Origin of the sequence: Trichococcus alkaliphilus, from assembly GCF_003008695.1 — a bacterium.
GTDB lineage: Bacteria > Bacillota > Bacilli > Lactobacillales > Aerococcaceae > Trichococcus > Trichococcus alkaliphilus.
In genome coordinates this window covers 91,188-117,689 of the sequence record NZ_PXZT01000001.1, presented here as the reverse complement: position 1 = coordinate 117,689, position 26,502 = coordinate 91,188, and the positions used below count along the sequence as shown (strand labels likewise).

Annotated in this window: 27 protein-coding genes and 1 riboswitch; of the genes, 26 read left to right on the top strand and 1 reads right to left on the bottom strand. The window is 45.6% G+C overall.

The window, feature by feature from the left end:
* Window positions 1-169: 169 nt before the first annotated feature.
* The 14 genes from pfkA to C7R73_RS00445 all read left to right on the top strand — a co-directional run bounded on the left by pfkA (window position 170) and on the right by C7R73_RS00445 (window position 13,634).
* Window positions 170-1,132: a 6-phosphofructokinase gene (gene pfkA / locus C7R73_RS00510; RefSeq protein ID WP_106448634.1), complete on the top strand. Its 963-nt coding sequence runs from the start codon at window positions 170-172 to the stop codon at window positions 1,130-1,132.
* Between the two features lie 50 nt (window positions 1,133-1,182).
* A complete protein-coding gene (pyk, locus tag C7R73_RS00505) occupies window positions 1,183-2,940 on the top strand; it encodes a pyruvate kinase (protein ID WP_106448633.1) in 1,758 nt (585 codons plus the stop codon).
* 220 nt (window positions 2,941-3,160) lie between these two features.
* Window positions 3,161-4,027, top strand: coding sequence for a CvfB family protein (locus tag C7R73_RS00500; RefSeq protein WP_106448632.1), 867 nt, complete (start codon window positions 3,161-3,163; stop codon window positions 4,025-4,027).
* A 33-nt stretch (window positions 4,028-4,060) separates the two neighbouring features.
* The gene (fur, locus tag C7R73_RS00495) at window positions 4,061-4,516 is read left to right on the top strand and encodes a ferric iron uptake transcriptional regulator (protein ID WP_106448631.1); all 456 of its coding nucleotides are present in this window, start codon (window positions 4,061-4,063) and stop codon (window positions 4,514-4,516) included.
* A gap of 28 nt (window positions 4,517-4,544) precedes the next feature.
* Window positions 4,545-5,435: a site-specific tyrosine recombinase XerD gene (gene xerD, locus C7R73_RS00490; RefSeq protein WP_106448630.1), complete on the top strand. Its 891-nt coding sequence runs from the start codon at window positions 4,545-4,547 to the stop codon at window positions 5,433-5,435.
* Window positions 5,436-5,480: 45 nt separating this feature from the next.
* Window positions 5,481-6,650 (top strand): phosphopentomutase, encoded by a 1,170-nt coding sequence (deoB, locus tag C7R73_RS00485; RefSeq protein WP_106448629.1) that lies wholly within the window; start codon window positions 5,481-5,483, stop codon window positions 6,648-6,650.
* A 14-nt stretch (window positions 6,651-6,664) separates the two neighbouring features.
* The gene (locus C7R73_RS00480) at window positions 6,665-7,483 is read left to right on the top strand and encodes a purine-nucleoside phosphorylase (protein WP_106448628.1); all 819 of its coding nucleotides are present in this window, start codon (window positions 6,665-6,667) and stop codon (window positions 7,481-7,483) included.
* A gap of 118 nt (window positions 7,484-7,601) precedes the next feature.
* Entirely contained in the window at window positions 7,602-7,994 is a 393-nt protein-coding gene (locus tag C7R73_RS00475) for a GNAT family N-acetyltransferase (protein WP_233442738.1), read from the top strand.
* Window positions 7,991-8,764, top strand: coding sequence for a segregation/condensation protein A (locus C7R73_RS00470; protein ID WP_106448627.1), 774 nt, complete (start codon window positions 7,991-7,993; stop codon window positions 8,762-8,764). Before C7R73_RS00475 ends, C7R73_RS00470 begins: the two co-directional genes overlap by 4 nt.
* A complete protein-coding gene (gene scpB, locus C7R73_RS00465; RefSeq protein WP_106448626.1) occupies window positions 8,757-9,377 on the top strand; it encodes an SMC-Scp complex subunit ScpB in 621 nt (206 codons plus the stop codon). The genes C7R73_RS00470 and scpB overlap by 8 nt, the downstream gene beginning before the upstream one ends.
* 34 nt (window positions 9,378-9,411) lie before the next feature.
* Complete coding sequence (locus C7R73_RS00460) at window positions 9,412-10,149, top strand: pseudouridine synthase (protein ID WP_106448625.1); 738 nt, start codon at window positions 9,412-9,414, stop codon at window positions 10,147-10,149.
* 28 nt (window positions 10,150-10,177) lie between these two features.
* The gene (locus C7R73_RS00455; RefSeq protein WP_334223627.1) at window positions 10,178-10,903 is read left to right on the top strand and encodes a response regulator transcription factor; all 726 of its coding nucleotides are present in this window, start codon (window positions 10,178-10,180) and stop codon (window positions 10,901-10,903) included.
* On the top strand, window positions 10,900-12,699 hold the full coding sequence (locus tag C7R73_RS00450) for a sensor histidine kinase (protein ID WP_106448623.1): 1,800 nt from the start codon (window positions 10,900-10,902) through the stop codon (window positions 12,697-12,699). Before C7R73_RS00455 ends, C7R73_RS00450 begins: the two co-directional genes overlap by 4 nt.
* A gap of 110 nt (window positions 12,700-12,809) precedes the next feature.
* Window positions 12,810-12,937: riboswitch (FMN riboswitch) on the top strand.
* Between the two features lie 124 nt (window positions 12,938-13,061).
* On the top strand, window positions 13,062-13,634 hold the full coding sequence (locus tag C7R73_RS00445; RefSeq protein WP_086628056.1) for an ECF transporter S component: 573 nt from the start codon (window positions 13,062-13,064) through the stop codon (window positions 13,632-13,634).
* Window positions 13,635-13,739: 105 nt separating this feature from the next.
* On the opposite strand, the gene C7R73_RS00440 is transcribed toward C7R73_RS00445, so the two are convergent.
* Window positions 13,740-13,976: a ferredoxin gene (locus tag C7R73_RS00440; RefSeq protein WP_106448622.1), complete on the bottom strand. Its 237-nt coding sequence runs from the start codon at window positions 13,974-13,976 to the stop codon at window positions 13,740-13,742.
* Window positions 13,977-14,013: 37 nt separating this feature from the next.
* Between C7R73_RS00440 and C7R73_RS00435 the strand changes: the two genes are divergently transcribed.
* The 12 genes from C7R73_RS00435 (at window position 14,014) to C7R73_RS00380 (ending at window position 26,394) form a co-directional block, all read left to right on the top strand.
* The gene (locus C7R73_RS00435) at window positions 14,014-15,084 is read left to right on the top strand and encodes a helix-turn-helix domain-containing protein (RefSeq protein WP_106448621.1); all 1,071 of its coding nucleotides are present in this window, start codon (window positions 14,014-14,016) and stop codon (window positions 15,082-15,084) included.
* Window positions 15,077-16,516 carry a RecQ family ATP-dependent DNA helicase gene (locus C7R73_RS00430; protein ID WP_106448620.1) on the top strand — a complete coding sequence of 480 codons (1,440 nt, stop codon included), beginning with the start codon at window positions 15,077-15,079 and terminating at the stop codon, window positions 16,514-16,516. Before C7R73_RS00435 ends, C7R73_RS00430 begins: the two co-directional genes overlap by 8 nt.
* Window positions 16,517-16,581: 65 nt before the next feature.
* Complete coding sequence (locus C7R73_RS00425) at window positions 16,582-17,178, top strand: LysM peptidoglycan-binding domain-containing protein (RefSeq protein WP_106448619.1); 597 nt, start codon at window positions 16,582-16,584, stop codon at window positions 17,176-17,178.
* A gap of 61 nt (window positions 17,179-17,239) precedes the next feature.
* Window positions 17,240-17,935, top strand: coding sequence for a (d)CMP kinase (gene cmk, locus C7R73_RS00420; protein ID WP_106448618.1), 696 nt, complete (start codon window positions 17,240-17,242; stop codon window positions 17,933-17,935).
* A gap of 156 nt (window positions 17,936-18,091) precedes the next feature.
* Window positions 18,092-19,354 (top strand): 30S ribosomal protein S1, encoded by a 1,263-nt coding sequence (gene rpsA, locus C7R73_RS00415; protein WP_106448617.1) that lies wholly within the window; start codon window positions 18,092-18,094, stop codon window positions 19,352-19,354.
* A 177-nt stretch (window positions 19,355-19,531) separates the two neighbouring features.
* A complete protein-coding gene (gene der / locus C7R73_RS00410) occupies window positions 19,532-20,845 on the top strand; it encodes a ribosome biogenesis GTPase Der (protein WP_106448616.1) in 1,314 nt (437 codons plus the stop codon).
* 203 nt (window positions 20,846-21,048) lie between these two features.
* Window positions 21,049-21,324 (top strand): HU family DNA-binding protein, encoded by a 276-nt coding sequence (locus tag C7R73_RS00405; protein WP_068560639.1) that lies wholly within the window; start codon window positions 21,049-21,051, stop codon window positions 21,322-21,324.
* 201 nt (window positions 21,325-21,525) lie between these two features.
* Window positions 21,526-22,809, top strand: coding sequence for a tetratricopeptide repeat protein (locus C7R73_RS00400; RefSeq protein WP_106448615.1), 1,284 nt, complete (start codon window positions 21,526-21,528; stop codon window positions 22,807-22,809).
* A 31-nt stretch (window positions 22,810-22,840) separates the two neighbouring features.
* Window positions 22,841-23,392 carry a YpiB family protein gene (locus C7R73_RS00395; RefSeq protein WP_106448614.1) on the top strand — a complete coding sequence of 184 codons (552 nt, stop codon included), beginning with the start codon at window positions 22,841-22,843 and terminating at the stop codon, window positions 23,390-23,392.
* A 63-nt stretch (window positions 23,393-23,455) separates the two neighbouring features.
* Window positions 23,456-24,244, top strand: coding sequence for a 4-hydroxy-tetrahydrodipicolinate reductase (gene dapB, locus C7R73_RS00390; RefSeq protein ID WP_106448613.1), 789 nt, complete (start codon window positions 23,456-23,458; stop codon window positions 24,242-24,244).
* Window positions 24,241-25,806: a CCA tRNA nucleotidyltransferase gene (locus C7R73_RS00385; RefSeq protein ID WP_106448612.1), complete on the top strand. Its 1,566-nt coding sequence runs from the start codon at window positions 24,241-24,243 to the stop codon at window positions 25,804-25,806. Before dapB ends, C7R73_RS00385 begins: the two co-directional genes overlap by 4 nt.
* A 111-nt stretch (window positions 25,807-25,917) precedes the next feature.
* The gene (locus C7R73_RS00380) at window positions 25,918-26,394 is read left to right on the top strand and encodes a hypothetical protein (protein WP_106448611.1); all 477 of its coding nucleotides are present in this window, start codon (window positions 25,918-25,920) and stop codon (window positions 26,392-26,394) included.
* Window positions 26,395-26,502 lie beyond the last annotated feature (108 nt).

Here is a 26,502-nt window from a genome sequence, read left to right as displayed (position 1 = left end):
AAGCCATTATTTTTCATTGTTTCTTTTTTAACAATCAAAAAAACGTGAAATTAAAAGACATTTTCATAAAAAGATGATAAGATAGTGAAGGACAAATTCAAAAAATATTTAATGCACGGATTTTTTTGGAAATTGAGAGTTTTTAACTTTATTGATGAGGTGAAGTCTAATGAAACGTATTGCAGTATTAACTAGTGGTGGAGATGCACCAGGAATGAATGCCGCCATTCGCGCAGTTGTGCGCAAAGGCATTTATGACGGTTTGGAAGTATATGGCATCAATTATGGCTATGCAGGTATGGTAGCCGGAGATTTCCGTCGTCTGACGATTGATGACGTCGGAGACACAATCAGCCGTGGGGGCACAATTTTATATTCTGCCCGCTATCCGGAGTTCGCAAAACTCGAAGGACAGCTTAAAGGGATCGAGCAGTTGAAGAAATTCGGCATCGATGGCCTTATCGTAATCGGGGGAGATGGATCCTACCGTGGAGGAGCAGCGCTTACTAAGTTAGGTTTCCCGACAATCGGTATCCCAGGAACAATCGATAACGATATTCCAGGAACGGATTACACGCTTGGTTTTGATACTGCGATCAATACAGTATTGGAATCTGTGGACAGAATCAGAGATACGGCAACAAGCCATATCCGTACATTCGTTGTTGAAGTAATGGGCAGAAATGCCGGCGACATCGCTTTATGGACTGGTATCGGCAGTGGCGCGGAATCTATCGTCATTCCCGAGAAAGAATTTACAATGGAAGAAGTAGTTGCTGAAATCCAGGAAGGCAGAGCGCGCGGCAAAAAACATACGATCATCATGTTGGCTGAAGGCGTAATGTCAGGAAATGAATTTGCGGAGAAACTTTCCAAATTCGAAGAATTCCATACACGTGTCACTGTTTTGGGCCACGTGCAACGAGGCGGATCCCCATCAGCGAAGGACCGCGTATTGGGAAGCATCTTCGGCTACAATGCCGTTAAAATGTTGGAAGAAGGCAGAGGCGGAATCTGTGTGGGCGTCAAGGGCGATGAAGTTGTTTTCAACGATATCATCGATACACTTGAGAACCAAAAACACTTGCCATTATTGTCGCTTTACCAAATCAACAAAGAAATTTCTTTCTAACCAGAAGTTGATTACGTTTTACAAAATATAAAATGAGGTGCTTATTTTCTATGAAAAAGACAAAAATTGTATGTACGATCGGGCCTGCCAGTGAATCTGTAGAAACACTTGTTAAATTGATGAACGCAGGCATGAACGTTGCCCGCTTGAACTTCTCGCACGGTGACTTTGAAGAGCACGGCGCTCGTATCGTCAACATCCGCGAAGCATCAAAAATCACAGGTAAAATGTGCGCTATCCTATTGGATACAAAAGGGCCTGAAATCCGTACAAACAACATGAAGGACGGCATCGTTTCCTTGATCACCGGCGAAACAGTAAGAATCTCCATGACAGAAGTTGAGGGTACGAAAGATAAATTCTCTATCACTTACCCAGAATTGATCAACGATGTTGTTGTCGGAAACCACATTCTATTGGATGACGGCTTGATTGACCTTGAAGTGACTGAACTTGACAAAGAGAACAATGAAATTGTTACTTTGATCAAAAACTCAGGTATCTTGAAAAACAAAAAAGGTGTCAATCTTCCTGGTATCAAAACAAACTTCCCTGGTCTTACACAAAAAGATGCTGACGATATCATCTTCGGTATCGAAAATGATGTTGATTTCATCGCAGCAAGCTTCGTGCGTCGCGCAAGTGATGTATTGGCTATCACTGAAATTTTGGAAAAACATAATGCAACCCACATCCAAATCATCCCTAAAATCGAAAACCAAGAAGGTCTTGATAACATCGACGAAATCTTGAAAGTTTCTCAAGGTTTGATGGTTGCCCGTGGTGACTTAGGAGTGGAAATCCCTACTGAAGAAGTTCCTATCGCACAAAAAATGTTGATCAAAAAATGTAACGCTTTAGGCAAACCAGTCATTACAGCAACTCAAATGCTGGATTCTATGCAACGCAACCCACGTCCTACACGTGCTGAAGCAGGAGACGTTGCCAACGCTATCTTCGACGGAACGGATGCAGTTATGCTATCCGGAGAAACAGCTGCTGGTGATTACCCGGTTGAAGCTGTTACGACAATGGCTACAATCGCTATCCGTACTGAAGAAGCGATCGTTGGACAAGATGCATTTGCTTTGAAAGCATACAGCAACACAGATATGGCTGAAGCAATCGGTCAATCAGTTGGACATACTGCACGCAATCTTAACATTCAAACAATCGTTGCCGCTACTGAGTCTGGACATACAGCGCGCATGATCTCTAAATACCGTCCGAAATCACACATCGTTGCAATCACTTTCTCGGAGCGTCAAAGACGTGGATTGGCCCTTTCATGGGGTGTGTATCCGTTCGTAACCGAAAAACCAGATTCCACTGATGAAATGATGGAATTGGCTGCAAAAGTTGCCAAAGAAGAAAACTTCGCTAAAGAAGGCGACTTGATCATCATCACTGCCGGCGTACCAGTAGGCGAACGCGGCACTACCAACTTGATGAAGATCCAATTGATCGGAACGAAATTGACTTCCGGCCAAGGTATCGGCGACAAATCTGTCATCGGTAAAGCTGTCGTGGCCCTTTCAGCTGAAGAAGCAATCGCTAAAGTGACAGAGGACTGCATCTTAGTGTTGAAGAACTCTGATAAAGACTATACGCCTGCATTTGAAAAAGCTGCAGCGGTAATCGTTGAAGCTGGCGGCTTGACAAGTCATGCTGCTGTAGTCGGCATCGCAAGCGGCATTCCGGTAATCGTAGGAGCAGAAAATGCGACTACATTAGTGCAAGACAATGAATTGATCACGATCGATTCTCGTCGCGGCATCATCTACCGCGGTGCAACTACTACCATCTAAGTTTAACTAAATTAGAGAGCATCTTTGGGTCTGGGACGAGAGTCTCGGACCCATTTGCTTTGCTTAAGCATAATCGGCCTCTGTTTCAACAGGCCGATGGGATATAATGCATAAATATCAAAAATATGACAAGCTCACAACAACGACGCTTTGGAAATCATTTTGTGATATGATAAAATGGAAGAAATACAGCGACGGAAAGACCGTCTGGAGGAAAAATATGAGTAAAGTACTGGGTACAATCATTACAGGTGTGATCGTGGACGAGAACGAAAAAAGTGTGTTCGTTCAGAAAGACGGCATCACCTACAGATTGGATAAAGAAGAGTCGGAAACGGCATTGCAATTGGGTGACACTGTCAAAGGATTTGTGTACGAAGGGATGAACAAGCAACTTCGCATGACCTTAAAGGAGCCAGCGAGCCAAGTGGGCCAATATGGTTGGGGAACAGTTGTGGCTGTCCGGAAAGACTTAGGCGTGTTTGTGGACATCGGCCTGGACGACAAAGAAATTGTTGTTTCCTTGGATAACTTGCCCGACATCAAATCGCTCTGGCCGAAAAAGGGAGACCGACTTCTGATCGCCCTGGAGCAGGACAGCAAAGACCGTTTGTGGGGCATCATCGCCGACGAACCGGTATTCCGTTCCATTTCCCGTATTCCGGGTGAGGAATTGAAAAACAAGGACATTACCGGAACCGTCTTCCGTTTGAAATTAATAGGGACGTTCATCTTGACGGACGATGGTTACATCGGATTCATCCACCCATCCGAGCGGGAGATTGAACCGCGCTTGGGCGAAGTCGTCAGCGGGCGGGTCGTCGGCATCAGTCAACACGGCATGCTGAATCTGTCCTTGAAGCCGCGTGCGCATGAAGCGATCAGTGAGGATGCAGCCATGATTTTGGTATTGTTGGAGCAGAGCCCCACGCACAGTTTGCCTTATTGGGACAAGAGTGATCCGGAAGCAATCAAAGAATACTTTGGCATCAGCAAAGCGCAATTCAAAAGAGCCTTGGGCCATTTATTGAAGGCCAGACTGATCATCCAAGAAGATGGACACACTAAATTAATCAAAAAGGATTAGGTCTTCAACCTGTCCTCAAAGGAGCCGACAGCAGTGACGGAATTGTCATTAAACACCATCAAAAAACAATTGCAAGAGGCAGGATTCAAGCTCACTCCACAACGGGAAGCGACTGTCGGCGTGCTGCTGGAAAAGGAAAAGGAGCATCTCAGTGCGGAGGAGATTTTCCTGCTGTTGCGGCTTAAACATCCTGATATCGGCCTTGCGACGGTCTATCGTACATTGGAAATCTTGACCGAATTGAACATCACGTACAAAGTAGTGTTCGAAGATGGCTTATCCCGCTACGATTTAAGAAGGACCAGCAATGAGCATTTCCATCATCATCTTTTGTGCATCGAATGCGGCAACATCGAGGAAATACACGAGGATCTGCTGGGTGAGGTCGAAAAAGATGTCGAAGCCCGCTATCAATTCGTGGTAAAAGACCATCGCTTGACTTTCCATGGCATCTGCCGCGAATGCCAACAAAAACTGAGGAATAAATAGCCTCAAAAGGATGAAATGGGTTACCGACATGGAAGAAGAAATCAATGAATATGGGCGTTATTTGAGGATCGAGCGCGGGTTGTCCGACAATACAATCATCAGTTATCAGCGGGACCTCAGAAAATACAGCCATTTTTTGGAAAAGAATGCCATTCACGCATTCGGGGATGTGACCAAGCCGGATGTGCTTTTGTATCTTCAATTTTTGAATGAAGAAAAATTGGCGACAGCTTCTATCGGCAGGATGATCACGAGTCTCCGGAGATTCCATCAATATTTGAAGCAAGAAGGATTGATCGCCAACGATCCGATGGTCACCATCCAGCTGCCGAAAAAACAACAAAAGTTGCCGAAAGTGCTCTCGATGGCTGAAATCGAACGCTTGATGGCTGCTCCGGATGTCAAAACCGTCCTGGGCCTGAGGGATCGCGCCATATTGGAACTGTTGTATGCCACCGGTCTTCGCGTCAGTGAACTCATCCACATTACGATGAGCGAAATCCATCTGGATATCGGGTTCATCCAAACGATCGGCAAGGGCGATAAGGAAAGAATCGTGCCTTTGGGGGAGGAGGCCGCCTTCTGGATTGCGGAATACTTGTCGGACAGTCGTCCGGCTTTGGCGCATGGGAGGAAAGAAACGGCCTTCCTGTTCCTGAATTTCCATGGCAATGGGTTCACCCGTCAAGGGATCTGGAAAAACCTTAAGCAAACCGTGCGGGATGCCGGCATCCAAAAAAATGTATCGCCGCACATGCTGCGCCATTCCTTTGCGACGCATATTCTGGAAAACGGGGCGGATCTGCGGATCGTGCAGGAACTGTTGGGGCATGCCGATATTTCCACAACCCAGATTTATACGCACATCACAACAGAAAGAATGGCAGAAATCTATCAAAAGTATCATCCTCGTGCTTGAAGCGCAACGGATCAAGTCCGCTGAGGATAAGGGAGGAACAGGATCATGAAATTTAATCGCATCCATTTGATTGTGTTGGATTCAGTCGGAATCGGTGAAGCCCCTGATGCCGACAAATTCGGCGATGTCGGCTCGGATACGCTTGGGCATATCGCTGAAGTTGCCGGACTGGCAATTCCTAATCTGGAAAAGTTGGGTTTGGGCAACATCCGCGAACTGAGCGGCGTCAAGCCGGACAGCGCATCCATCGGCTACTATACAAAACTCGAGGAGCAGTCCGTCGGTAAAGATACGATGACAGGCCATTGGGAAATCATGGGGCTGAACATTCAGTCGCCATTCCGCGTTTTTCCTGAAGGGTTCCCGCAGGAATTGATCGAGAAAATCGAAAACCATACAGGCCGGAAGATTATCGGGAACAAGCCGGCAAGCGGGACCGAAATCCTGGATGAGTTCGGTGAGCACCAAATGAAGACCGGTGATCTGATCGTCTACACCTCGGCGGATCCGGTGCTGCAGATTGCTGCACACGAAGACATCATTCCGCTTGAAGAATTGTATGCAATCTGCGAATATGTCAGAGCAATCACTTTGGAAGACCCCTATATGATCGGCCGGATCATCGCCAGACCGTATATCGGGACTCCAGGTCATTTTACCCGCACAAGCAATCGGCACGATTACGCCTTGGACCCATTCGGGCAAACAACATTGGATCATTTGAAGGAAGCCGGCTACGATGTCATCGCAATCGGTAAAATCAATGACATCTACAACGGCCAAGGCATCACGGAATATGTGCGTACGAAAAGCAATATGGACGGCGTCGACCAGCTGCTGATGGTCATGGAAAAAGATTTCCGGGGCCTGAGTTTCTTGAACTTGGTTGATTTCGATGCTCTGTTCGGGCATCGCCGGGATGTGAAAGGGTATGCTGAGGCAATCGAAGATTTTGATGCGCGCATTCCGGAAATATTGGCTGCTTTAGCGGATGATGATTTGCTGCTGATCACAGCAGATCACGGGAATGATCCAACGTTTCCGGGAACAGATCATACGCGCGAATATGTTCCATTGTTGGCTTATTCGAAAAAAATGGCAGGCCGCGGTAAGATGGATCAAGGCAAGTTTGCGGATATCGGCGCGACCGTATCCGATAATTTTCGGGTGGCCGCTACTCAAAATGGCCGCAGCTTTTTGGATGAATTGGACTAGTGAGGTGTGGGAATATGACAAATGATCAAAACAATGTGCGGATAGCCGCCGAATTTTTGGAAGAAAAAGGCTTATTGGAACCTGAATTCGGCCTGATTTTGGGTTCAGGCTTGGGTGAGTTGGCTGATGAAATAACGGATGCGATTGCGATCCCGTATGAGGAAATCCCTTATTTCCCCGTATCGACGGTTGAAGGACATAAAGGCCAACTTGTGTACGGGAACCTGAGCGGGAAAAAAGTCATTGCCATGCAAGGGCGCTTTCATTTCTATGAAGGCTACGGGCTCGAAGCGGTCACTTTTCCGATCAGGGTAATGAAGCATCTGGGCATCCATTCCTTGGCGCTGACAAATGCGGCCGGAGGTATCAGTTATGCCTTCACGCCCGGGGATCTGATGCTGATCACGGACCACATCAATCTGACGGGCCAAAACCCATTGATCGGTCCGAATGACCCCGAGCAGGGTCCGCGTTTCACGGATATGAGCCAAGCCTACGATGCCGAATATCAAGAGACAGTCAAACAAGTCGCTGCTGAGATGGGATTGGATCTGAAGGAAGGCGTTTATCTTGGACTGACAGGTCCGACTTATGAAACGCCAGCCGAAATCCGCATGTGCCGGGGGCTGGGTGCTGACGCTGTCGGCATGTCCACAGTGCCGGAAGCCATAGTAGCGCGTCATGCAGGTTTGCGCATTTTTGGTGTTTCCTGTATAACTAATTTAGCTTCAGGCATGCAAGCGACCCTAAATCATGAAGAAGTCGTCGAAACGACTACCCGAGTCAAAGAAACATTCAAAGCCTTACTGAAGAATGTATTGGCTGCTCTGTAACAGACGGGTCATGAAAACAACTCTCTCGCACAGCGTCGCTGCGAAGAGTCGCAACCGTTCAGAATGATGCATCCCAGAACGGCTGTCGGGGTAAATACAAAGTGAGAAGGAGATTGAAGTGTTCATTTCTTATAATCAATCATGTGAAAAAATAGCTATGGGTCTGCTTTCTTATGTGACAGATCTAAAAAATGTAGCGAGGCTGAAGCCGGAAATGGAAAGCTACATTGAAAATGTCGATAGGAAACTATTCTTGTGGAAAGATGAAGAGACAGATAACATCGTTGCTTTGATAGGTGTGCAAATACATGAAGCAATGGTGTTGGTTCGTCATATCGCTGTCTCGCCTTCTTTCCGGAAGGAAGGCATCGTGCATCGGTTGCTGGATGGCTTGCAGCAAAACTATCCAACAAGCGCAATCAACGGGACTCTGGAAACCGCGCCGTTCATCGCCAAATGGAACCAGAAACAGCAGAACCGAAACGATGAGGAAACGAGTGGATCATTGTGAGCGAACAAAATGAACTCACCCTCATATTGCCGGATTTTGAGGGGCCACTGGATCTGCTCCTGCACTTGATCAAAGAGCTGAAAGTCGATATTTTCGATATTCCGATTGCGGAAGTGACTTTTCAATATCTGCGTTACTTGGACACGATGCAGGAGATGAAATTGGATATCGCCGGCGATTATCTGCTGATGGCTGCGACGTTGTTGGAGATAAAGAGCCGCATGTTGCTTCCGAAAAAAGAAGTGACCTTCGAAGAGGAGTTCTATGAAGAGGGCGAAGATCCAAGGGAAAGCTTGATTCAACAATTGGTGGAATACAAGCAATTCCAGGAAGCCGCCAAGGCATTGAAAACCATGGAACAAGAACGCGGCCTGTATTTCACAAAGCCGGCAACGGATCTGGAGGACCTCCAACAAGCAGTCCCGCTTGCTCCAGGCGAAGTTTCTGCGGCGGATCTGATTGCCGCTCTTCAGAAAATGTATCAGAAACTGCAGAAGAAAAAGCCGCTTCAGGCCAGAATGGAACAAGATCAATATACGGTGGATCAGACGATGAGCTGGATCATGGAGAAGTTGGAGAACCTGCCGCATGATTCTGACCAAAGGCTACCATTTACGGCTTTCTTTGAAGTGCAGACCAAATCGCAGATCGTGAATACATTTTTGGCGATGCTGGAATTGGTCAAAGAAAGAAAAATCAATTTTTCGCAAGAGAACACATATGGAGACATTTATATACTACGCAATATGGGAGTTTTAGCAAATGAATAAAAAAGGGGCACTGGAGAGTCTGCTGTTTGTGGCAGGGGATGACGGCTTGAGTATGGATGAAATCACCTCTTTATTGGAGACCACCCCATTGGAAGCGCAAAATTTGTTGACCGAAATGCGGGCGAGTCATAACGACAACATCCACTCCGGTTTGACGCTTATCGAAACCCGCAAAAGATACCAACTCGCCACAAAAAGAGAGTATGCAGAGCTCATAAAAATGTACGCTGTTTCGCCATTCGCGACCCACTTGTCGCAAGCTGCCCTGGAGACGCTGGCGATCATCGCATACAAGCAACCCTTGACGCGGATGGAAATCGATCAGATCCGCGGTGTGCAGTCAGCAGGATTGGTCCAAAGGCTGTTGCTGAGAGGCTTGATAAAGGAAATCGGCCGTTCGGAAACACCAGGAAGACCAATCATTTACGGCACAACCGATTATTTCATGAATTATTTCGGGTTGACCACAATTGATGATCTGCCGAATGTGGACGAATTATTCCAGATGCAGGATAATGAATCCTTCGATCTTTTTGATTTTCCTGCGGACGAAGATACAGATAACCAACTTGCTTTTTTTAAGAAAGATTCCATCATATCGGAACAAGAATGACCGAAAAAAACAAATAAGAATAATAGGTGAATAAATGGAAAGATTACAGAAAGTCATTGCACATGCAGGAATAGCTTCACGGCGGAAAGCCGAAGAACTGATCACTTCTGGTGCAGTCAGCGTAAACGGAATCAAGGTAACGGAATTAGGCGTAAAAGTTTCAAAAAATGACAGAGTGGAAGTGAATGGCTTACCGATTTATCGTGAACAGCCTGTTTACTACTTGTTCTACAAACCAAAGAATACCCTCTCTTCCGTTAAAGATGATAAAGATCGGACTGTCGTCACTGATTTCTTTAATGTAAAAGAGCGGATTTATCCGATCGGAAGATTGGACTATGATACGACCGGTCTGCTTCTTTTGACCAATGATGGCGAGTTTGCGAATCTGCTGACCCATCCGAAATACCACATCGACAAAACATATGTCGCTAAGGTAGGTTGCATCCCTACGCGCTCCGATCTGAACAAATTGGAGAACGGGATCGTGATCGACGGCAAAAAAACTGCGAAAGCGCGAGCTAAGTTGATTTCTGCCAATTCCCAAAAAAATACAGCAATCATTGAATTGACCATCCATGAAGGCTGGAACCATCAAGTCAAAAAAATGTTCGAAAAAATTGATTGTCCCGTCGAAAAACTGAAAAGGGAATCGTTCGGTTTCCTTACGCTCGGCGATCTGAAACCGGGGCAACACCGAGAGCTGAAGGCGTTTGAAATCGAGAAGCTGAAGAACATGGCTCTTGCGAACGAAAAGGCATCGAAAAGGTAGTTTTCTTATCGAATCAGAGAGGATGATCATGATGACAAATTCCAGCGGGAAAATATTGATTGTGGATGACGAGGAACGTATCCGTAGATTATTGAAACTCTATCTGGAAAAGGATGGCTACGAAACAGCCGAGGCAGAGGATGGAACAACAGCGGTGGAAATGATCTTGAACAACCATTACGATTTGGTGTTGTTGGATATCATGCTTCCTGGGATGACAGGCATTGAAGTAGCCAAAGTTGTCCGCAAGGAAAAAGAAATACCGATCATGATGATCACTGCCCGCGGCGAAGAGAACAATCGCGTGGAAGGATTCTTGTCCGGAGCGGATGACTACATCGTGAAGCCGTTCAGTCCAAGGGAAGTCATGTTGCGGGTCGCAGCCATCCTGAAGCGGACGAAGCCTTCAGAATCGGAATCGAGCACAATCGAATATCCGCTGCTGAAGATTTTTCCGGATGCCAGAAAAGTGCTGGTTGACGAGGTGGCCATCAATTTGACGCCCAAAGAATTTGAATTGCTTCTTTATCTTTCAAAGTCCCCAGAGAAAATTTTTACGAGGGAAGTTCTTTTGAAAGAAGTCTGGAAATATGAATTTTTCGGGGATCTCCGCACAGTCGACACGCACGTCAAGCGGTTGCGTGAAAAGCTGTTGAAGCAATCGAAAGCTGTTTCGAAAATGATAGTGACCGTTTGGGGGATGGGTTATAAATTTTCTCCGAATGATGACCAAGCAGCAGACGACAAACAATGAAAAGGACGAGCATATTCCTCAAATCATGGGTCCTATTGACTTTTTTGACTGTAGCCATCATGACTTTGATGTATATCGGCCACGCAATCATCAGTGTGAACTCGATCGAAGATACTTATAACAAACTGCTGCAGGAGAAAATCACAGCGTACAAGGATACGATTATGACCGATCCTGAAGTTTATCTCACCCAAGCTGAGGTCGCGCAATCGCTGGATCCAGAATTGTCCTATTTCATCAAAATAGCGGATCAGAGCCGTTTTGTCGTACAAAACCCGGATCTGCAAGGGCAGTCCGAGCTGCTTCTCGAGAACATTCTGGCGAATGATGAAATTTTGGATGCGATCGACAGTAGCGTTGATGATTTCAGCAGGATCACCATAGAGGATGAGGAAAATAATCCCTTGCTTTTGATGGTTTTTGTTCATACTTTTGAATTGCAGGGACAAGCCGGAATGCTCGTCATCGGTTACGAGCTGGATGAATTTCAGGCTTATGATCTGAACGCAAAAAGCATCACTTTGTTGTTGTTGACCGTCTATCTCATGGGGACGATCATCTACTATCAGTATCTGATCAGGAATGTTGCCGAACCGTTGGAGGTCATGACGGACATCGCCTTCAAATACTCACGGAATGATTTTTCCAAGAGGATCACGTTCGAATCCTATGATGAGATATCCGGATTGGGCACCGCCATGAATAAGTTGGGAAAGACCCTCCAAGCCACGACGCTGATGAACAGGGAGGAACGCGAACTGTTGAATCATCTGTTTGATTCTTTGCCGGCAGGGATCCTTTACTTTGACCAAAATTTTCATCTGAAATTAGTGAACGGACCTGGACAAGAGTTTTTGGATTTTTGGCGAAGGGTGGATCCCGATGCGGAAGCTAAAGCGATACCGCATCAGTTCAAGGAAATGGTACAGCAAGCCTTCACCACGACAGCCGGATCGGAAGCGGATCTCAGCTGGTCTCAGCGGCATTACAACGTAAAAGTGACGCCGGTCATCCAAACCGATCTGCAAAAAACTGCCGGCGTCCTGATTGTGTTGCAGGATGTGACGAATGAACGGCAATTGGATATTATCCGCGGTGATTTCATCACGAATGTATCCCATGACTTGCGGACGCCGTTGCAGATGATCAAAGGGTACAGCGAAGCCATTATCGACAACATTGCCGAAAGCAATGACGAGAAAATTGAAATGGCCCAAATCATTTTGGACGAAACGACCGAAATGAACAAAATGGTGAACAACCTTCTTGATCTGTCTCGCATGCAAGCGGGGTATATTGACCTGAACCGGCAAACTGTCGATCTCGCAACTTTCTTCAACCATTTGGCGGGCAGGTTCGAAAACAGTTTCAAAGAAGCAGGCATCCAATTCTCTTATGAACTTGCGGATGGCATCAAAACCTATCCTTTTGACGAAGAGAAAATGAATCAGGTATTTTACAATCTGATCGACAATGCGGTACGTTATTCAGCCGAAATCGGCACCCGCAGGCAAAAATTCATCCATATCACTGTCCGTTTGGAGGACATGTTGGATAAAGTTGTCTTTGAAATCAGCGATAACGGCATCGGTATCCAAGCGGAAAGTTTGCCTTTCATTTTCGAGCGTTTTTACAAAAATGATAAATCGCGGACATACTCGAAACAAAAAGGAACCGGCATCGGGCTTTCGATCGTAAAGACAATCGTGGAGGCGCATGACGGGGAAATAGAAGTCCATAGCGAACCGGGTGTAGGGACGACTTTCTTGGCCCGTTTTCCATTCCACGCGGGTTGAGGAAAGCGATCCGAAGATAGTCTTAAAATAAATATCTCGAAACTGTGATATTCTTCTTGACAATCATGCGTGCATCGCTTATAGTTTGTATATAACAAAATATAAATAAGATTCGTCTTCAGGGCAGGGTGAAATTCCCGACCGGTGGTAAAAGTCCACGACCTCGCAATGTTTCATTGCGGGCTGAACTGGTGTAATTCCAGTACCGACAGTACAGTCTGGATGGAAGAAGATGGGGTTTCTTTGAATTGCAATTTCAAAGGCTCTATTTTTATGTGTCCATTAGCGGATGATAAGGATAGGGTCTTTTTGGATTTGGAGAAACCCATCTCTGAGACAGTCAACAGGGAGGATTCATTAACATGCAACAAAACAAAACAAAAAGATTGGTCGGTATTTCACTATTTGGGGCATTGGCATTTGTGCTGATGTTCATCGCATTCCCGGTAATTCCAGCATTTTCGTATCTGAAGATTGACTTCAGCGATTTACCGATTCTGCTTTCATTTTTCCTTTACGGTCCAGCCGGGGGAATCATCTCCGCTGTCATCCGATCCGTTTTGCACTACCTTCAAACAGGCGGGGATATGGGCTATCCAATCGGGGACTTCGCAAGTCTGTTGGCGACGCTCTCTTACACTTTGCCTGTCTACTACCTATTGAACAAAGCTAAAACAAAAACAGCCGTCATTCTGGCGCTGTTGACGGGTACTTTGGTTTTGACGGTTGTCTTATCGGTAGCCAACTGGTTCATCATCACCCCGTTGTACATGTACTTGTTGAATTTTGAAATGGGTTCTGTCAAAGAGTTGGTATTGGCTGGCATAGTGCCTTTCAATATTATCAAAGGACTTGTCGTCAGTGCAGTCATCCTCTTGGTGATGCCGAAGTTGAAACCTTGGCTGGCGCATAATAAAGTTCCGTTTGCTCAGTAATAATTTTCGGTTTCTGAATTGATCTTTTCAAAAACAAGAGGCTGCACCCGAATCAGTGATGATTCCGGGTGCAGCCTCTTTTGGTACAACAAAGAGAGTTCAGAATCACTGTTCCGTTGGAGGGAACGGTGATTCTGAACGCAAGATGGCACCGGTCGGGCATTTGCGGTAGGCATCCAGAAACGCATCAAAGCGTTCGGCAGGTATCGGTGCGTTTCCCGCATTTGAATCCATTTTGGTGAAAGCTATCCCTTCGGAAGTGTAGTCGAAGAGATCCGGTGAAATTATTTGGCAAAGTCCACAAGCGATGCAGTTATCCTGATTTACTTTGGTATAATACATACAGTAACCTTCTTTACAAAAATTTGGTGGTGATGATATGAAAGGTTTGACATACATAGAGTATCTTTTTTTGGATTGCATTTCAACCGGGCGCCCCATCAAGGAAGCGACTCTTTTCTATAACCTGATCGGCAAGCGGACCGTGTCCACCATGCTCCAGTGCCGCCAATATGATCTGGAAGCCTATTTCACTGTCATGCCGGGCATGAAACCGACAGCGTTGAAAAAAGGCCTCGAGCGTTTGGTTTCGGATGGTCTGATCAGCGGCAACGATGGCGAGGGCTTTCTTCTCACCGAAGCCGGCAGCGCGAAAAAAGCAGATTTTTTCAGCCGTCACGCGCATTTTTCTTTAGGAAGCCAAATGGAATTTGCCCTCGTGCAAGGCGTTTTACGCCGCCGGATGCTGTTTCTGATCCAAATCCTTTCCGAAATGCTGCATAAAAATAAACACTATTATCCCATTGAGAGAGAAGCGAAGGAACAGCTTTGGATGAAGCGGTTGTTGACGCAGCATGCCGGAGATAAAGCCACTTTTGCACGCGCTTATGGAGAAGAATGGCGTACCTACTTGTCACGGTTGCCCGAAAGGGATGCCGGGCTCTTTGCGCTGCAATTTGAAGGCACTGACCACTTGAGGAAAACGACCGGTCAAATGGCTGGACTGTTCTCGTTCGAGGAAGCGGAAGTGAAAATACTGCTGCACCAAAATTGGCTGAGGCTGTATGGCGCATTGGAAAAGGAACCGGGAAAATTCCCTGTCCTTTCTTCGGTCATGTTGATGACAATAAAGGAAAACGGCTTGGCTTCCGCCAGCGCTGAAACGACCATGGGTTATTTCATGAACGGGCATGGCATGGAGGAAATCATTTCAATGCGGGGATTGAAACAGAGCACGATCCAAGATCACTTTGCCGAAATCGCCCTGATCTATCCGGAATTCCCGACGCAAAAATTTTTGGATAAAGAGAAAATACAGTATCTGCAACAACTCGTGGAACACAAAGTTCGTGTCGATTACCGGGAAATCCAAAAAGTATTTCCCGAAATCAACTTTTTCGAGTCCCGGTTGATACAAATAAGAAGTGAGGTTGCTGCTAAACATGGATGAAGCAAAATTGAAATCGGAACTTCAGAAACATTTCGGCTATACGGCATTCAAGGAAGGACAATTGGAGCCCATCCAATCCGTTTTGGCAGGCAAGCACACCTTGGCGACTCTGCCGACGGGAACAGGGAAATCCTTGATATACCAATTGAGCGGCTACCTTTTGGAGGGGATTGTCGTTATCGTTTCGCCTCTGTTGTCTTTGATGGAAGATCAAGTGGCCCAACTGAAATTCATGGGTGAAAAAAGGACGGCCTCATTGAACAGCATGCTGCAGTTCGAGGAAAGGCAAAGATTATTGAGCAACCTGGATCAGATCAAGTTTTTGTTCCTTTCCCCCGAGATGCTGCAGAACCAAGTTGTATTGAACAAACTCAAGCAGATCCCGCTCGCTTTGTTTGTGGTCGATGAGGCGCATTGCATTTCCCAGTGGGGCTTGGATTTCCGGTCCGATTATCTATTTTTGGGGGCGGCAAGGCAAGCATTGGGCAATCCTCTGACGTTGGCGCTCACTGCGACAGCGACGCCGGCCGTGATGGACGATATCATCGCTTCCCTGCATATCGACGGGAATGACTTGAACGTATTTGAGGGCCCGGTCGACCGTGCCAATATATACTACAAAGTCGCCGCAGTGCCTCCAGAAGGGAAAAACGAGTACCTCCTGGGACTTTTGGAGAAGTATCCATCTCCGGGCATCATTTACTTCTCAAGCAAGGCACAAGCTGATGCGGTCGCATTCATGATCCGGAAAAAAACAAATTTGCGCGCGGAAGCCTATCATGCCGACCGGACAAATGAAGACAGGATCACCATCCAGCATCAATTCCTTCAGGATGAGTTGGACGTCATTTGCGCCACCAGTGCATTCGGAATGGGGATCAATAAGCCGAACATCCGCTACGTAATCCATTACCATATGCCGAATTCGCTTGAGGAATATGTGCAGGAGATAGGGAGAGCCGGGCGGGATGGGCAACAGAGCACGGCGGTACTGTTGTATTCGGAAACGGACTTCAACTTTAAAGTGAAGATGCTGCAAAGCGATTTTCCGAATGATTATGCGCTTGAAAGTGCCCTCAAAAACAAGGCGATTAATCCAGAATATGGGAGTCCGACCGAGCACACTTTGTTGTTGCATATCCTGCGTCAAAATTTCACAAAAGCGGAAGCGAAGCAATTTATTGCCGCCCGCCACAATCTGAAGAAAAACTTGCTGAGGAGCATGAAGGGATTTGCCGAAACCGACGCATGCAGACGTGATTACATCTCCGCCTATTTCGGGAAAAACAATCTCGGCAAACCTGAATACTGCTGTGATAGCTGCGGGAACGAGGATCCATCGCTATCAGGGGAAGTCAGGTCGAGGAATACGGTTCCAATGACAGAAGCGCCGCATTGGGAAAAAATCCTGTCAGACCTTTTTCTTTTATAAAATTTAACCCAAAAATTGCGAAAATGTGCTACAATTAGCATGAATCACTTATAGGAGGAACCCGAATGGATAAAAAGAATCGCAATCGCAATAATGGAGAGCCATGGTCACGTAAATTCGGCGAAGATGAAAATCTGAAGAGCCGGCAGTATTCACGTTCGGCCAGAAATACAAAAAATAAAGAAGTAGCACCTCTATTAAAAGTATTGCTGTTTCTCTTTTTGGCTATTCTGATTATTCCTTTTGCAACCATCTATTTTAATAAACAGAATCAAAATACTCCCGCACCCAAGAGTGCTGAACAAGTGATGATCAACAAACGAGTGGCCAGCTCCAGTGTCGAAAGCAGTGAAGAAGCGTCTTCCGAAGAGACCTCAGAAGTAGTTTCGAGCGAAGTTGTGGAGAGCACAGTGGAGCCCGAATCTTCGATTGCGGAAACACCAAGTTCGAGCGCAGCGCCTGCAGTGGTCGAAACACCGGTTGAAACAGTTAAAGAACCGGAAACGGCTACCGGGGTATACAATAATTCATACACCATCCAAGCGGGTGACAACCTTTACCGGATTGCTCTGAACCATGGGATGACATTGGATGAATTGATGCAGGCCAACGGGTTGAGCAGCACTGAAGCACAAATCGGTATGGCATTGAAAGTTAAATAGCGAAAGCCGTCTGACAAGGCGGCTTTTTCAATGAAATCGAACAGAACGAAGTCGGAGGTTTATTGTGAAAAAAATGAATATTGCCATCGATGGTCCAGCATCGGCAGGAAAAAGCACCATAGCGAAAAAAGTTGCGGAAAAGTTGGGATACATCTATCTGGACACAGGCGCGATGTACCGAACGTTGACTTATGCGGCTTTATCCAACGGAAGCGATCTTCAAGATGAAGAGGCATTGCATAAGTTGTTGCAAGGAATCAGGATAACCTTTTCGACTGCCGAAAACGAAATGCAACGTGTTTTTCTGAATGAGGAGGACGTGACCGAATCGATCAGATCGGAGCAAGTGACCCAAAACGTCTCGCTGGTTTCGTCGTTTGCGAAAGTGCGTGAAGAGATGGTTGCCCGCCAGAAAAGCATCGCACGGTCCGGCGGCGTCGTTATGGATGGACGGGACATCGGGACTGTCGTGTTGCCTGATGCTGAGGTCAAGATATTCATGACAGCCACAGCCGAAGAAAGAGCGCTGCGTCGCTACAAAGAAAACATGGCGAAGGGTATGACCACTTCCTTGGAAGAGTTGACGGAAGACATGAAGCGCCGCGACCATTTGGACAGCACCCGGACGATTTCACCGTTGAAAAAAGCGGATGATGCCATCGTTTTGGACTCAACGCATCTGGAAATCGACGAAGTGGTGAAGAGGATTCTCGGCATTATCGAAGCGAACCTAAAACCCTTACAAACATTGGATTAACAATACTAGACGATTTTAAGCAAAGATGTTAGAATGATTGTATGCAGTATTACGCTTTCAAAAATATAGAGTCAAGGATTAATTTCTTAGCCGTAAGGCGAGGAGTTAAGGGAACTAGCCAATCGGTTGCCGCAGACTTTTAGGAGGAATAGTTACATGTCAGATTACATTGAAAACCCAGAGTTAAATGAAGAAGAGTCCAATAATGTTGAGCAGACTATGCAAGATGTGTTGGATGAAGCATTATCCATTGAGGTGGGCGATACTGTCAAGGGGGAAGTTTTAAGCATCCAAGATAGACAAGCCATCGTAGGAATCATTGGGGGCGGGGTTGAAGGAGTCATTCCTTACAACGAATTATCTGCAAAACCATTCGATGAAGTTACAGAAATCCTAAACGTAGGTGACGTTGTGGATCTGGTTGTCATAAAACAAATCAAAGATAAAGAAAATGGAAGCTTTTTACTTTCGAAGCGTCGCGTTGATGCTAAAATCGTTTGGAAAGATATCCAAGATAAATTCGAAAACAACGAAATCATCGAAGCGCCAGTCAAAGACGTCGTAAAAGGCGGATTGGTCGTTGATGTCGGCGTGAGAGGTTTTGTTCCGGCTTCAATGGTTGAAGACCATTTTGTGGAAGACTTCAGTTCTTACAAAGGAAAAGTAATGACCTTCAAGATCGTTGAACTTGAACCTAGCGAAAACCGCCTGATTTTATCGCATAAAGCGGTTGTGGAAACAGAAAAAGAAGCCAATAAAGGCAAATTGATGGACGAATTGGTTGCCGGAGACATTGTCGAAGGAACTGTCGCTCGTCTGACCAACTTTGGTGCATTCGTCGATTTAGGCGGCGTGGATGGTTTGGTCCACATCTCTCAAATTGCCCACGAGCATGTGAAAAATCCTGGTGACGTTTTGGCAATCGGCCAATCCGTCAAAGTCAAAATTTTATCCATCGACAAAGAAAATGGCCGTGTATCCTTAAGCATCAAAGACACATTGGCTGGTCCTTGGAATGCGATCGCTGAAAAAGCACCGATCGGAGCTGTATTGACTGGTGTTGTCAAACGTTTGACAAGCTTCGGTGCATTTGTGGAAGTTTTCCCTGGCGTTGAAGGTTTGGTGCACATTTCCCAAATTTCCCATCAACACATTGCTACTCCGCATGAAGTGCTGCAAGAAGGGCAAGAAATTCAAGTCAAAGTGTTGGATGCAAAAGAAGATGAACAACGCCTATCTTTAAGCATCAAGGCTTTGGAAGAAAAAGCTGCGAATGAAGCGCCTGCAGCTGAAGAAAAAAGAGAGAAAAAAGAGAAGAAAACCGAAGAATATGTTGCTGACGATTCGGACGGAAACTTCACATTAGCAGATTTATTAGGCGACAAGCTTTCAGGTTTGAAAGACGATTCTGAAGCCTAATCAGCAAGGAAAATGAACATGTGAGGGCATGGAATTCCATCCATGCCCTTTTTTTGTTGTTATTATTGACGGATGTGTGTTATAACTGACATGGACGAAAACATTGAGAAAACCATACACAGTGAGCAAATACCCAAAAAGTTTTGTGTTGTAGAGGAAAAGAAAGGCGGAGGTTAGATGCCAAATCCAGTAGTAGCCATAGTAGGCAGACCAAACGTAGGAAAATCAACAATATTCAATAGACTGGCAGGAGAGAGAATCTCCATAGTCGATGATGTCTCAGGTGTCACACGCGACAGAATTTATGCAAAAGGAGAATGGCTGGGCAAAACGTTCAATATCATCGATACAGGTGGGATCGATATCACGGATGAGCCTTTTATGAGCCAAATCAAATTGCAGGCGCAAGTGGCGATCGAGGAAGCAGACGTCATCATCTTTTTGACATGCGTCAGAGAAGGTGTGACGGATGCAGATGAAAATGTCGCAAGAATCCTGTACCAATCCGATAAACCTGTCATATTGGCGGTAAACAAAGTGGATAACCCGGAAATGCGCGCCGAAATATTCGATTTTTACAGTCTGGGATTAGGCGAACCCTATCCAGTATCAGGCAGCCACGGCTTAGGTCTTGGGGATCTGCTTGATGCGGTTGTAGCGAATTTCCCATCAGAAGAAGAGAATGCGGAAGAAGAAGGCATCATCAACTTCAGCTTTATCGGCCGTCCGAATGTAGGCAAATCTTCCTTGGTGAATGCCATTTTGGGAGAAGAGCGCGTTATCGTATCGGATATTGCGGGCACTACCCGTGACGCAATCGATACGATGTTCATTGATGATGAAGGTGCCAAATTCCGAATGATCGATACAGCCGGAATCCGCAAAAAAGGCAAAGTATACGAATCAACGGAAAAATACAGCGTCATGCGTGCCATCCGTGCCATCGAGCGTTCGGATATCGTTATGGTCGTGCTGAATGCGGAAGAGGGCATCCAGGAGCAGGACAAAAAGGTTGCCGGATACGCGCATGAAGCAGGCAAAGGGATCATCATTCTTGTGAACAAATGGGATACCTTGGAAAAAGACAATCATACAATGAAGGAATTCGAGGAAAAAATCCGTAAAGAATTCCAGTATCTTTCTTATGCGCCTATCATGTATGTTTCCGCAGTAACGAAACAGCGATTATCAAACATTCCCGCTAAAATCAAGGAAATCAGCGAAAATCAAAACCGTCGTATTTCTTCATCCTTATTGAATGATGTCCTGATGGATGCTGTCGCGCACAATCCGACGCCGTCCGACAAAGGACGTCGTCTGAAGATTTACTACATGACGCAAGTGGCCGTAAAACCGCCGACATTTGTTGTTTTTGTCAACGACCCGGAATTGCTGCATTTCTCTTATGAGCGTTTCCTTGAAAACAGAATTCGGGATTCGTTTGATTTTGAAGGAACACCATTCCATTTGATTGCCCGACAAAAAAAATAAATTACCTTCCCGAAGGCATTAAATACACTATAATCGTTGCAGTAGCACGGTTTGTGTGATATTCTTTATTAGAAATATCTTTTCAACTTGACTGCGGTATTTCAGAACTATTTTTGGACCACTCAAAAATAGTTATTCCATGTTTTGTTGTGTTATCAAAGAAAGCATGTATTCTTCTTCTTTAAAGGAGGTGAAAGGACAACATGGCAAACAAAGCTGAATTAATCGAAAGAGTTGCTGGAAAAACAAACTTGACTAAAAAGGATGTTACAGCAAGCGTTGATGCATTATTTGAAGTGATTCAAGAAGCATTAAAAGACGGTGAAAAAGTTCAAGTCATCGGTTTTGGTAATTTTGAAGTTCGTGATCGTGCAGCTCGTAAAGGACGCAATCCTCAAACTGGGGAAGAAATCCAAATCGAAGCAAGCAAAATCCCTGCATTCAAACCAGGTAAAGCATTGAAAGATGCAGTTAAATAATCAGTAAAAATGAAGTTGGGGCCTTACGGGGCTTCAACTTTATTTTTTTTTGACATTGATGAGTGCGTCTTTCAGGTGTGTTTGCTATGGCCTTGACGGAGAAAAGCCTGAGGAACAAATAGATACAGATGCTGAACTTTATGATAAAATATAAAGGAAGAGCACCAGCAAGCAGAGTGTATTTGAAGGAGCAGTAGACGAATGAATAATGAAGCACATGCAATGATAGAAGCCATTCAAAAGAATGATTTGGATGCGGCTGTTCAACTGTTCAAACAATCAGTTGAGCAATCCGTCCTGGAGAACAACAGCGCTGATTTGGCCGAATTGGCAGAAACGATGCATGCCTTGGGCTTCCTGAGTGAAGCAAAAGAGGCATATGGAGCATTGAACTACCTTGCCCCGCATATACAGGAGTGGAATATCGCCTTGGCAGAAATCGCCATCGACGAAGACGATTACGATCAAGCTTTGGATATACTCCTAACGATCGATAAAGAAAGTGACGTGTATCCTCAGGCTTTGTTGACGATGGCTGATGCTTATCAAGTACAAGGTTTGTACGAAGTCAGCGAAAAGAAAATTTTTGAAGCAATGGCGCTGTTGCCGGATGAACCCATATTGGATTATGCTTTGGCGCAGCTTTACCATTCGATCGGGGAGTACAAGAAGGCAATCCCGATCTATGAAGAACTTTCATACGGAAACGGCGAAATCGCATCCGCAACCCAGCTGAATTTTTTCCTGGGCGACTGCCACAATGCTATCGGTGCGTTCGAGACGGCTTTGCAGTATCTGGAAAAAATCCCGGCCGATGAACATTTCCCGGACAGCTATTTCCAACTCGGCTTCACCTATTTCCAACTTAAGGAATATGCACGCGCCATCACCATTTTTAATAAATTGCTCGAAGCAGACAATGCTTACCTGAGCGCATATTTGTATTTGGCGAATGCACTTGAGGCTGAATTGGAGTTGGAAGAAGCGCTCGCAGTGATGGAGCAGGCCATCCTACGGAATCCTTATCAGCATGAATTTTATACGACAGCGGCCAAACTGCAATTGAAACTGAACAGAGAGCAGGATGCGGAACGTAATTTGCGCGAAGCCGCAGCGCTTGAACCGGATCTTGCCAGTATCCATTTGGCCCTGGGAAATCTGTTGCTGAAACAAGAAAGGTTTGAGGAATTGATTGCTTTGATTGCAGACCGGGCAGATCAGGAAGACAACGATCCGCAATACAATTGGTTGCTGGCAGCCAGCCATAATGCCTTGGAGGACTTTGACTCGGCAAACAAAGAATACATGGCGGCTTATCCGCATTTTGCCGATAATGAGTCATTTTTACTGGAGTATGCAGCATTCTTGAGAGAAGAAGGCAATTGGGAAAAATTGAGTGAGGTCATCCACCAAGGTTTGGCTCTTTATCCGGCCAATACTGAGTTGCTTCAACTCCATGATGATCTGCACGATTCAGATCAATAAGTCATCATCCCATCGGATAGGAGGTTTTAAAATGATGAATCCTACTTTGGAGGAGAAAAAAAATTTTATTTCTTGGTTTATTCAGAATTATCAATTGAAGCGCAGAGAGTCCCTATGGATACTCAATTACCTGCTCAATCATGAGATTTTATTGAAGAATATCCATCTGATTGAGGAAGTCCATACAACGAACAGAGGAATGGGGTTTGCCGTAGTCGGTAATCCAAGAGATGCCTTCATGTACTACAAAGAAGGAAAGACTTTCGAAGATCCCGAACAGGCATTCCACGATCTGCGCTTGAATTGGAAAGAGGATTTTTATCTGGAGTTGTTCTTTGATCAATCCTACCAAGTCCTTTCATTTTTTGGTGTTCTGGAGGACAATCCGTACATCCAAGAATCCGAAATTTTCGATAAGGATCTGGAAGAGATTGTAGAAAAATCATTGGAAAAGTTGGCGGTGAAGGATCGCATCCATTATCTGAAAAAACAGATCGATATCGCGCTGATCCAATACGATGAAACCAGCTTCAGAAAGTTCACGAAAGAATTAAAAGAGTTGGAAGAAAAAAATATGATCTGATACAACGTGGATATGGCGCGGAACAAGCGTGCCGGCAGCGTTGAACGGAAGGGAACGTGTAGAATGAAAATTGTAGTTTCGGGATTTAAAGGCAAAATGGGAACAGCCTGCACAAATATGGTCTTGCGTCAGGAAGACTTTATTCTGGCAGCTGTATACGATCCTTTCGCAACAGAGAAACAACTGAATGAATTACCGCAATATGCCGGACATCCTGTGAAAGTGTTCAGTGACAAAGCGACGCTCGTCAAGGAAGTCGAAGCTGATGTTTGGATCGATTTCTCAAGACCGGACGCAGCCTATGACAACACGCGTTTCGCACTTGAAAACGGCATGCGCCCCGTAATCGGCACTACCGGCTTTTCCAGCGAACAACTTGAGGAATTGACCAACTACTCTAAAGAGTTGGGTTTAGGCGGCTTGATTGCCCCGAATTTTGCGATCGGTGCCGTGTTGATGATGGAATTCGCAGCAAAAGCAGCGAAATATTTCCCGGATGTGGAAATCATGGAATTGCATCATGAGAACAAATTGGATGCGCCGAGCGGAACAGCCATCAAAACAGCCGAATTGATTTACGAAGTGAGGGGCGACCATCCACAAGGGCATCCGGAAGAGAAAGAATTGATCGAAGGTGCAAGAGGGGCTGATTACCACGGCATGAAAATCCACAGTGTCCGCCTGCCGGGCCTGGTTGCGCACCAGCAAGTGCAATTCGGAAGTGCCGGTGAAGGTTTGATCATCCGCCACGATTCATATGACCGTGACTCTTTCATGAACGGTGTAGCCCTTTCCTGCAGAAAAGTAATGGAAATCGATCGTCTGATCTATGGATTGGAAAACTTCCTATGATCATAAACGCACCGGAATTTCAAAAAGCGATACCGATCATCGAAGCCATCGAACGGGCTGGATATGAAGCCTACTTTGTTGGGGGAAGTGTGCGTGATACGCTGCTGCATCTGGATATTTCGGATGTCGACATCGCATCAAGCGCCATGCCTGAAGAAATTCAGCGGATATTCCCGATCACCTTTGATGTAGGCATCCAACATGGAACGGTGATGGTTTTACATGAGCGTGAGACATACGAAATAACAACTTTCCGGACAGAATCAAAGTATGAAAAGTTCCGCAGACCAGAGAAAGTCCAGTATGTGCGCAGTCTGCAGGACGACTTGAAAAGGCGCGATTTTACGATCAATGCGATTGCGATCGACCGCCACGGGAACATAAAAGACTACTTCAACGGGCAGGAGGACTTGGCGAATAAATTGATTCGGGCAGTCGGCAATCCGGAAGAACGCTTCAGGGAAGATGCCTTGCGCATGATGCGCGCAGCCAGGTTTGTGAGCCAGTTGGATTTTGAAATCGAGCAAGCGACGAAGGAAGCCATCATTGAGTATCATCCGCTCCTATCAAAAATCGCGGTAGAGCGTGTGCGCGAAGAGTGGAACAAGCTTCTCATCGGAAGGAACCGCAAGGGCGGAATCAAGTTTTTTGTCGAAACACGTTTATTCCAGATGTGTCCAGGCTTCCAAAATCGGGAGAAGGCATTGATCGATTTGGCCCTGTTTCCGCTGCAATTCAAAGGGACGACGATCGCTTGGACTGTGTTGATCCATTTCCTTGATCTGAAGGACGAAGCAATCGAGCCATTTTTGCGCCAATGGAAGTGTTCCCGCAAGGAAATCATGGATATTCGCATAGGCGTGCAGGCACTCAACAAACGCCTGCAACAATTCTGGGACTATCCACTCCTATTCGAAACAGGGATCGAAATCGCCATGCAGATAGAAGCCATCATCGAAGGGTTCGGTTTGCCGAACCAGAGCGAAAATTTGATCGAATTGAATGAGTCCATGCCGATCCATACGCTGAAAGACCTGGCCTTGGACGGAAAAGAATTGATGTCCTTATTGGGCATCCAACGTGGCGGCCCTTTCGTGGGCGAGATATTCGAAGAATTGAAAACGCTGGTCTTGGCAAACAAACTGGAGAATAATCACCCCGCGCTAAGGGATTTCATTATGAAAAGAAGGATGATTTATTTGGATGAGACATTCGCCGCCGTTTATACCGTCGGGCAAAAAGATTTAGCTTCCGAAATCGGTTCTGGGACATTGTCGGTTCTGGCAACTCCGGCATTGCTGGCCATGATCGAAAATGCCTGCATGGGAATCGTTAAGGAACATCTTTCCGAAGGCGACACGACAGTCGGGATACACTGCGATCTGCATCATAAAAAAGCTTCTCCCATCCACGCAGAAATAACGGTGACGGTCAGAGTTACGGAGCACAGAGGAAACAAATATTTCTTCGAATGCGCAGCCCATTCACAAGGTCATGAAATCGCATCGGCGAAGCACACAAGGGCAGTCGTCAACGCAAATGAATTCATGGCTAGCCTGTAGCAGCTTAACTTACTTTTTTCTAGTCTTCGGAAGTGTATTTGTACCCACTTTTTAAAAAATATGATAAAATAGTTATATATTCAAAAAGTAAATATATCAGGAGTGATTTCGATGAAAAAAGTAATGACAGGTTTGAGATTTATTTTTAGAAACGGCGAAACATGGACGATCAAGCGTGAATATATCGGAGATCTATGGATCAAACAAGTCACAACAAGCTATGGCCGAATCGGAAACAGTGATTTCCAAGAAATTCACCCTTGCGAATCTTTGCGTATCGAAATTAACCAAGAAGCGGATCATGTCAACACGAGCGATATCAACTTGGGCGGACTTGAGCAAGGCATGTTCGATCGCGTTGCGAGCCATCAAGACATCGAAAAAATGGATATCCTGTACCAGGATGAGGATCACCCAAAATCCGACGTCATTGTGGAAGTGGACCGCATCTACTTCCCGTATAAAGCTACGGATACCGATGGATTCGACAATGAACATCAATCTTCATTCGTTTCATCCGAAAACAAATTATATATCGTAATCGATCCGGAAAAAAATGTAAAAGATATTTATCCTGACATCGTTTAACGGATCTTAAAAAATGGGCCCTTGCTGATAAAGCGAGGGCCCGTTTTTGTGGTGTCGGCTAGGCAACCTATCCCTGCAAGCCATCAAAAAAATCCGACAATTATCGAT

What these genes read in the sequence shown, in the direction of transcription:
- C7R73_RS00435 (WP_106448621.1), top strand. Translation starts at nt 14,014, where the DNA reads ATGAAAGGTTTGACATACATAGAGTATCTTTTTTTGGATTGCATTTCA.
- pyk (WP_106448633.1), top strand. Translation starts at nt 1,183, where the DNA reads ATGAAAAAGACAAAAATTGTATGTACGATCGGGCCTGCCAGTGAATCT.
- C7R73_RS00380 (WP_106448611.1), top strand. Translation starts at nt 25,918, where the DNA reads ATGAAAAAAGTAATGACAGGTTTGAGATTTATTTTTAGAAACGGCGAA.
- xerD (WP_106448630.1), top strand. Translation starts at nt 4,545, where the DNA reads ATGGAAGAAGAAATCAATGAATATGGGCGTTATTTGAGGATCGAGCGC.
- scpB (WP_106448626.1), top strand. Translation starts at nt 8,757, where the DNA reads ATGAATAAAAAAGGGGCACTGGAGAGTCTGCTGTTTGTGGCAGGGGAT.
- rpsA (WP_106448617.1), top strand. Translation starts at nt 18,092, where the DNA reads ATGTCAGATTACATTGAAAACCCAGAGTTAAATGAAGAAGAGTCCAAT.
- der (WP_106448616.1), top strand. Translation starts at nt 19,532, where the DNA reads ATGCCAAATCCAGTAGTAGCCATAGTAGGCAGACCAAACGTAGGAAAA.
- C7R73_RS00460 (WP_106448625.1), top strand. Translation starts at nt 9,412, where the DNA reads ATGGAAAGATTACAGAAAGTCATTGCACATGCAGGAATAGCTTCACGG.
- C7R73_RS00405 (WP_068560639.1), top strand. Translation starts at nt 21,049, where the DNA reads ATGGCAAACAAAGCTGAATTAATCGAAAGAGTTGCTGGAAAAACAAAC.
- C7R73_RS00455 (WP_334223627.1), top strand. Translation starts at nt 10,178, where the DNA reads ATGATGACAAATTCCAGCGGGAAAATATTGATTGTGGATGACGAGGAA.
- C7R73_RS00500 (WP_106448632.1), top strand. Translation starts at nt 3,161, where the DNA reads ATGAGTAAAGTACTGGGTACAATCATTACAGGTGTGATCGTGGACGAG.
- C7R73_RS00445 (WP_086628056.1), top strand. Translation starts at nt 13,062, where the DNA reads ATGCAACAAAACAAAACAAAAAGATTGGTCGGTATTTCACTATTTGGG.
- C7R73_RS00400 (WP_106448615.1), top strand. Translation starts at nt 21,526, where the DNA reads ATGAATAATGAAGCACATGCAATGATAGAAGCCATTCAAAAGAATGAT.
- C7R73_RS00450 (WP_106448623.1), top strand. Translation starts at nt 10,900, where the DNA reads ATGAAAAGGACGAGCATATTCCTCAAATCATGGGTCCTATTGACTTTT.
- C7R73_RS00440 (WP_106448622.1), bottom strand. Translation starts at nt 13,976, where the DNA reads ATGTATTATACCAAAGTAAATCAGGATAACTGCATCGCTTGTGGACTT.
- C7R73_RS00430 (WP_106448620.1), top strand. Translation starts at nt 15,077, where the DNA reads ATGGATGAAGCAAAATTGAAATCGGAACTTCAGAAACATTTCGGCTAT.
- C7R73_RS00480 (WP_106448628.1), top strand. Translation starts at nt 6,665, where the DNA reads ATGACAAATGATCAAAACAATGTGCGGATAGCCGCCGAATTTTTGGAA.
- C7R73_RS00395 (WP_106448614.1), top strand. Translation starts at nt 22,841, where the DNA reads ATGATGAATCCTACTTTGGAGGAGAAAAAAAATTTTATTTCTTGGTTT.
- dapB (WP_106448613.1), top strand. Translation starts at nt 23,456, where the DNA reads ATGAAAATTGTAGTTTCGGGATTTAAAGGCAAAATGGGAACAGCCTGC.
- C7R73_RS00385 (WP_106448612.1), top strand. Translation starts at nt 24,241, where the DNA reads ATGATCATAAACGCACCGGAATTTCAAAAAGCGATACCGATCATCGAA.
- C7R73_RS00425 (WP_106448619.1), top strand. Translation starts at nt 16,582, where the DNA reads ATGGATAAAAAGAATCGCAATCGCAATAATGGAGAGCCATGGTCACGT.
- deoB (WP_106448629.1), top strand. Translation starts at nt 5,481, where the DNA reads ATGAAATTTAATCGCATCCATTTGATTGTGTTGGATTCAGTCGGAATC.
- pfkA (WP_106448634.1), top strand. Translation starts at nt 170, where the DNA reads ATGAAACGTATTGCAGTATTAACTAGTGGTGGAGATGCACCAGGAATG.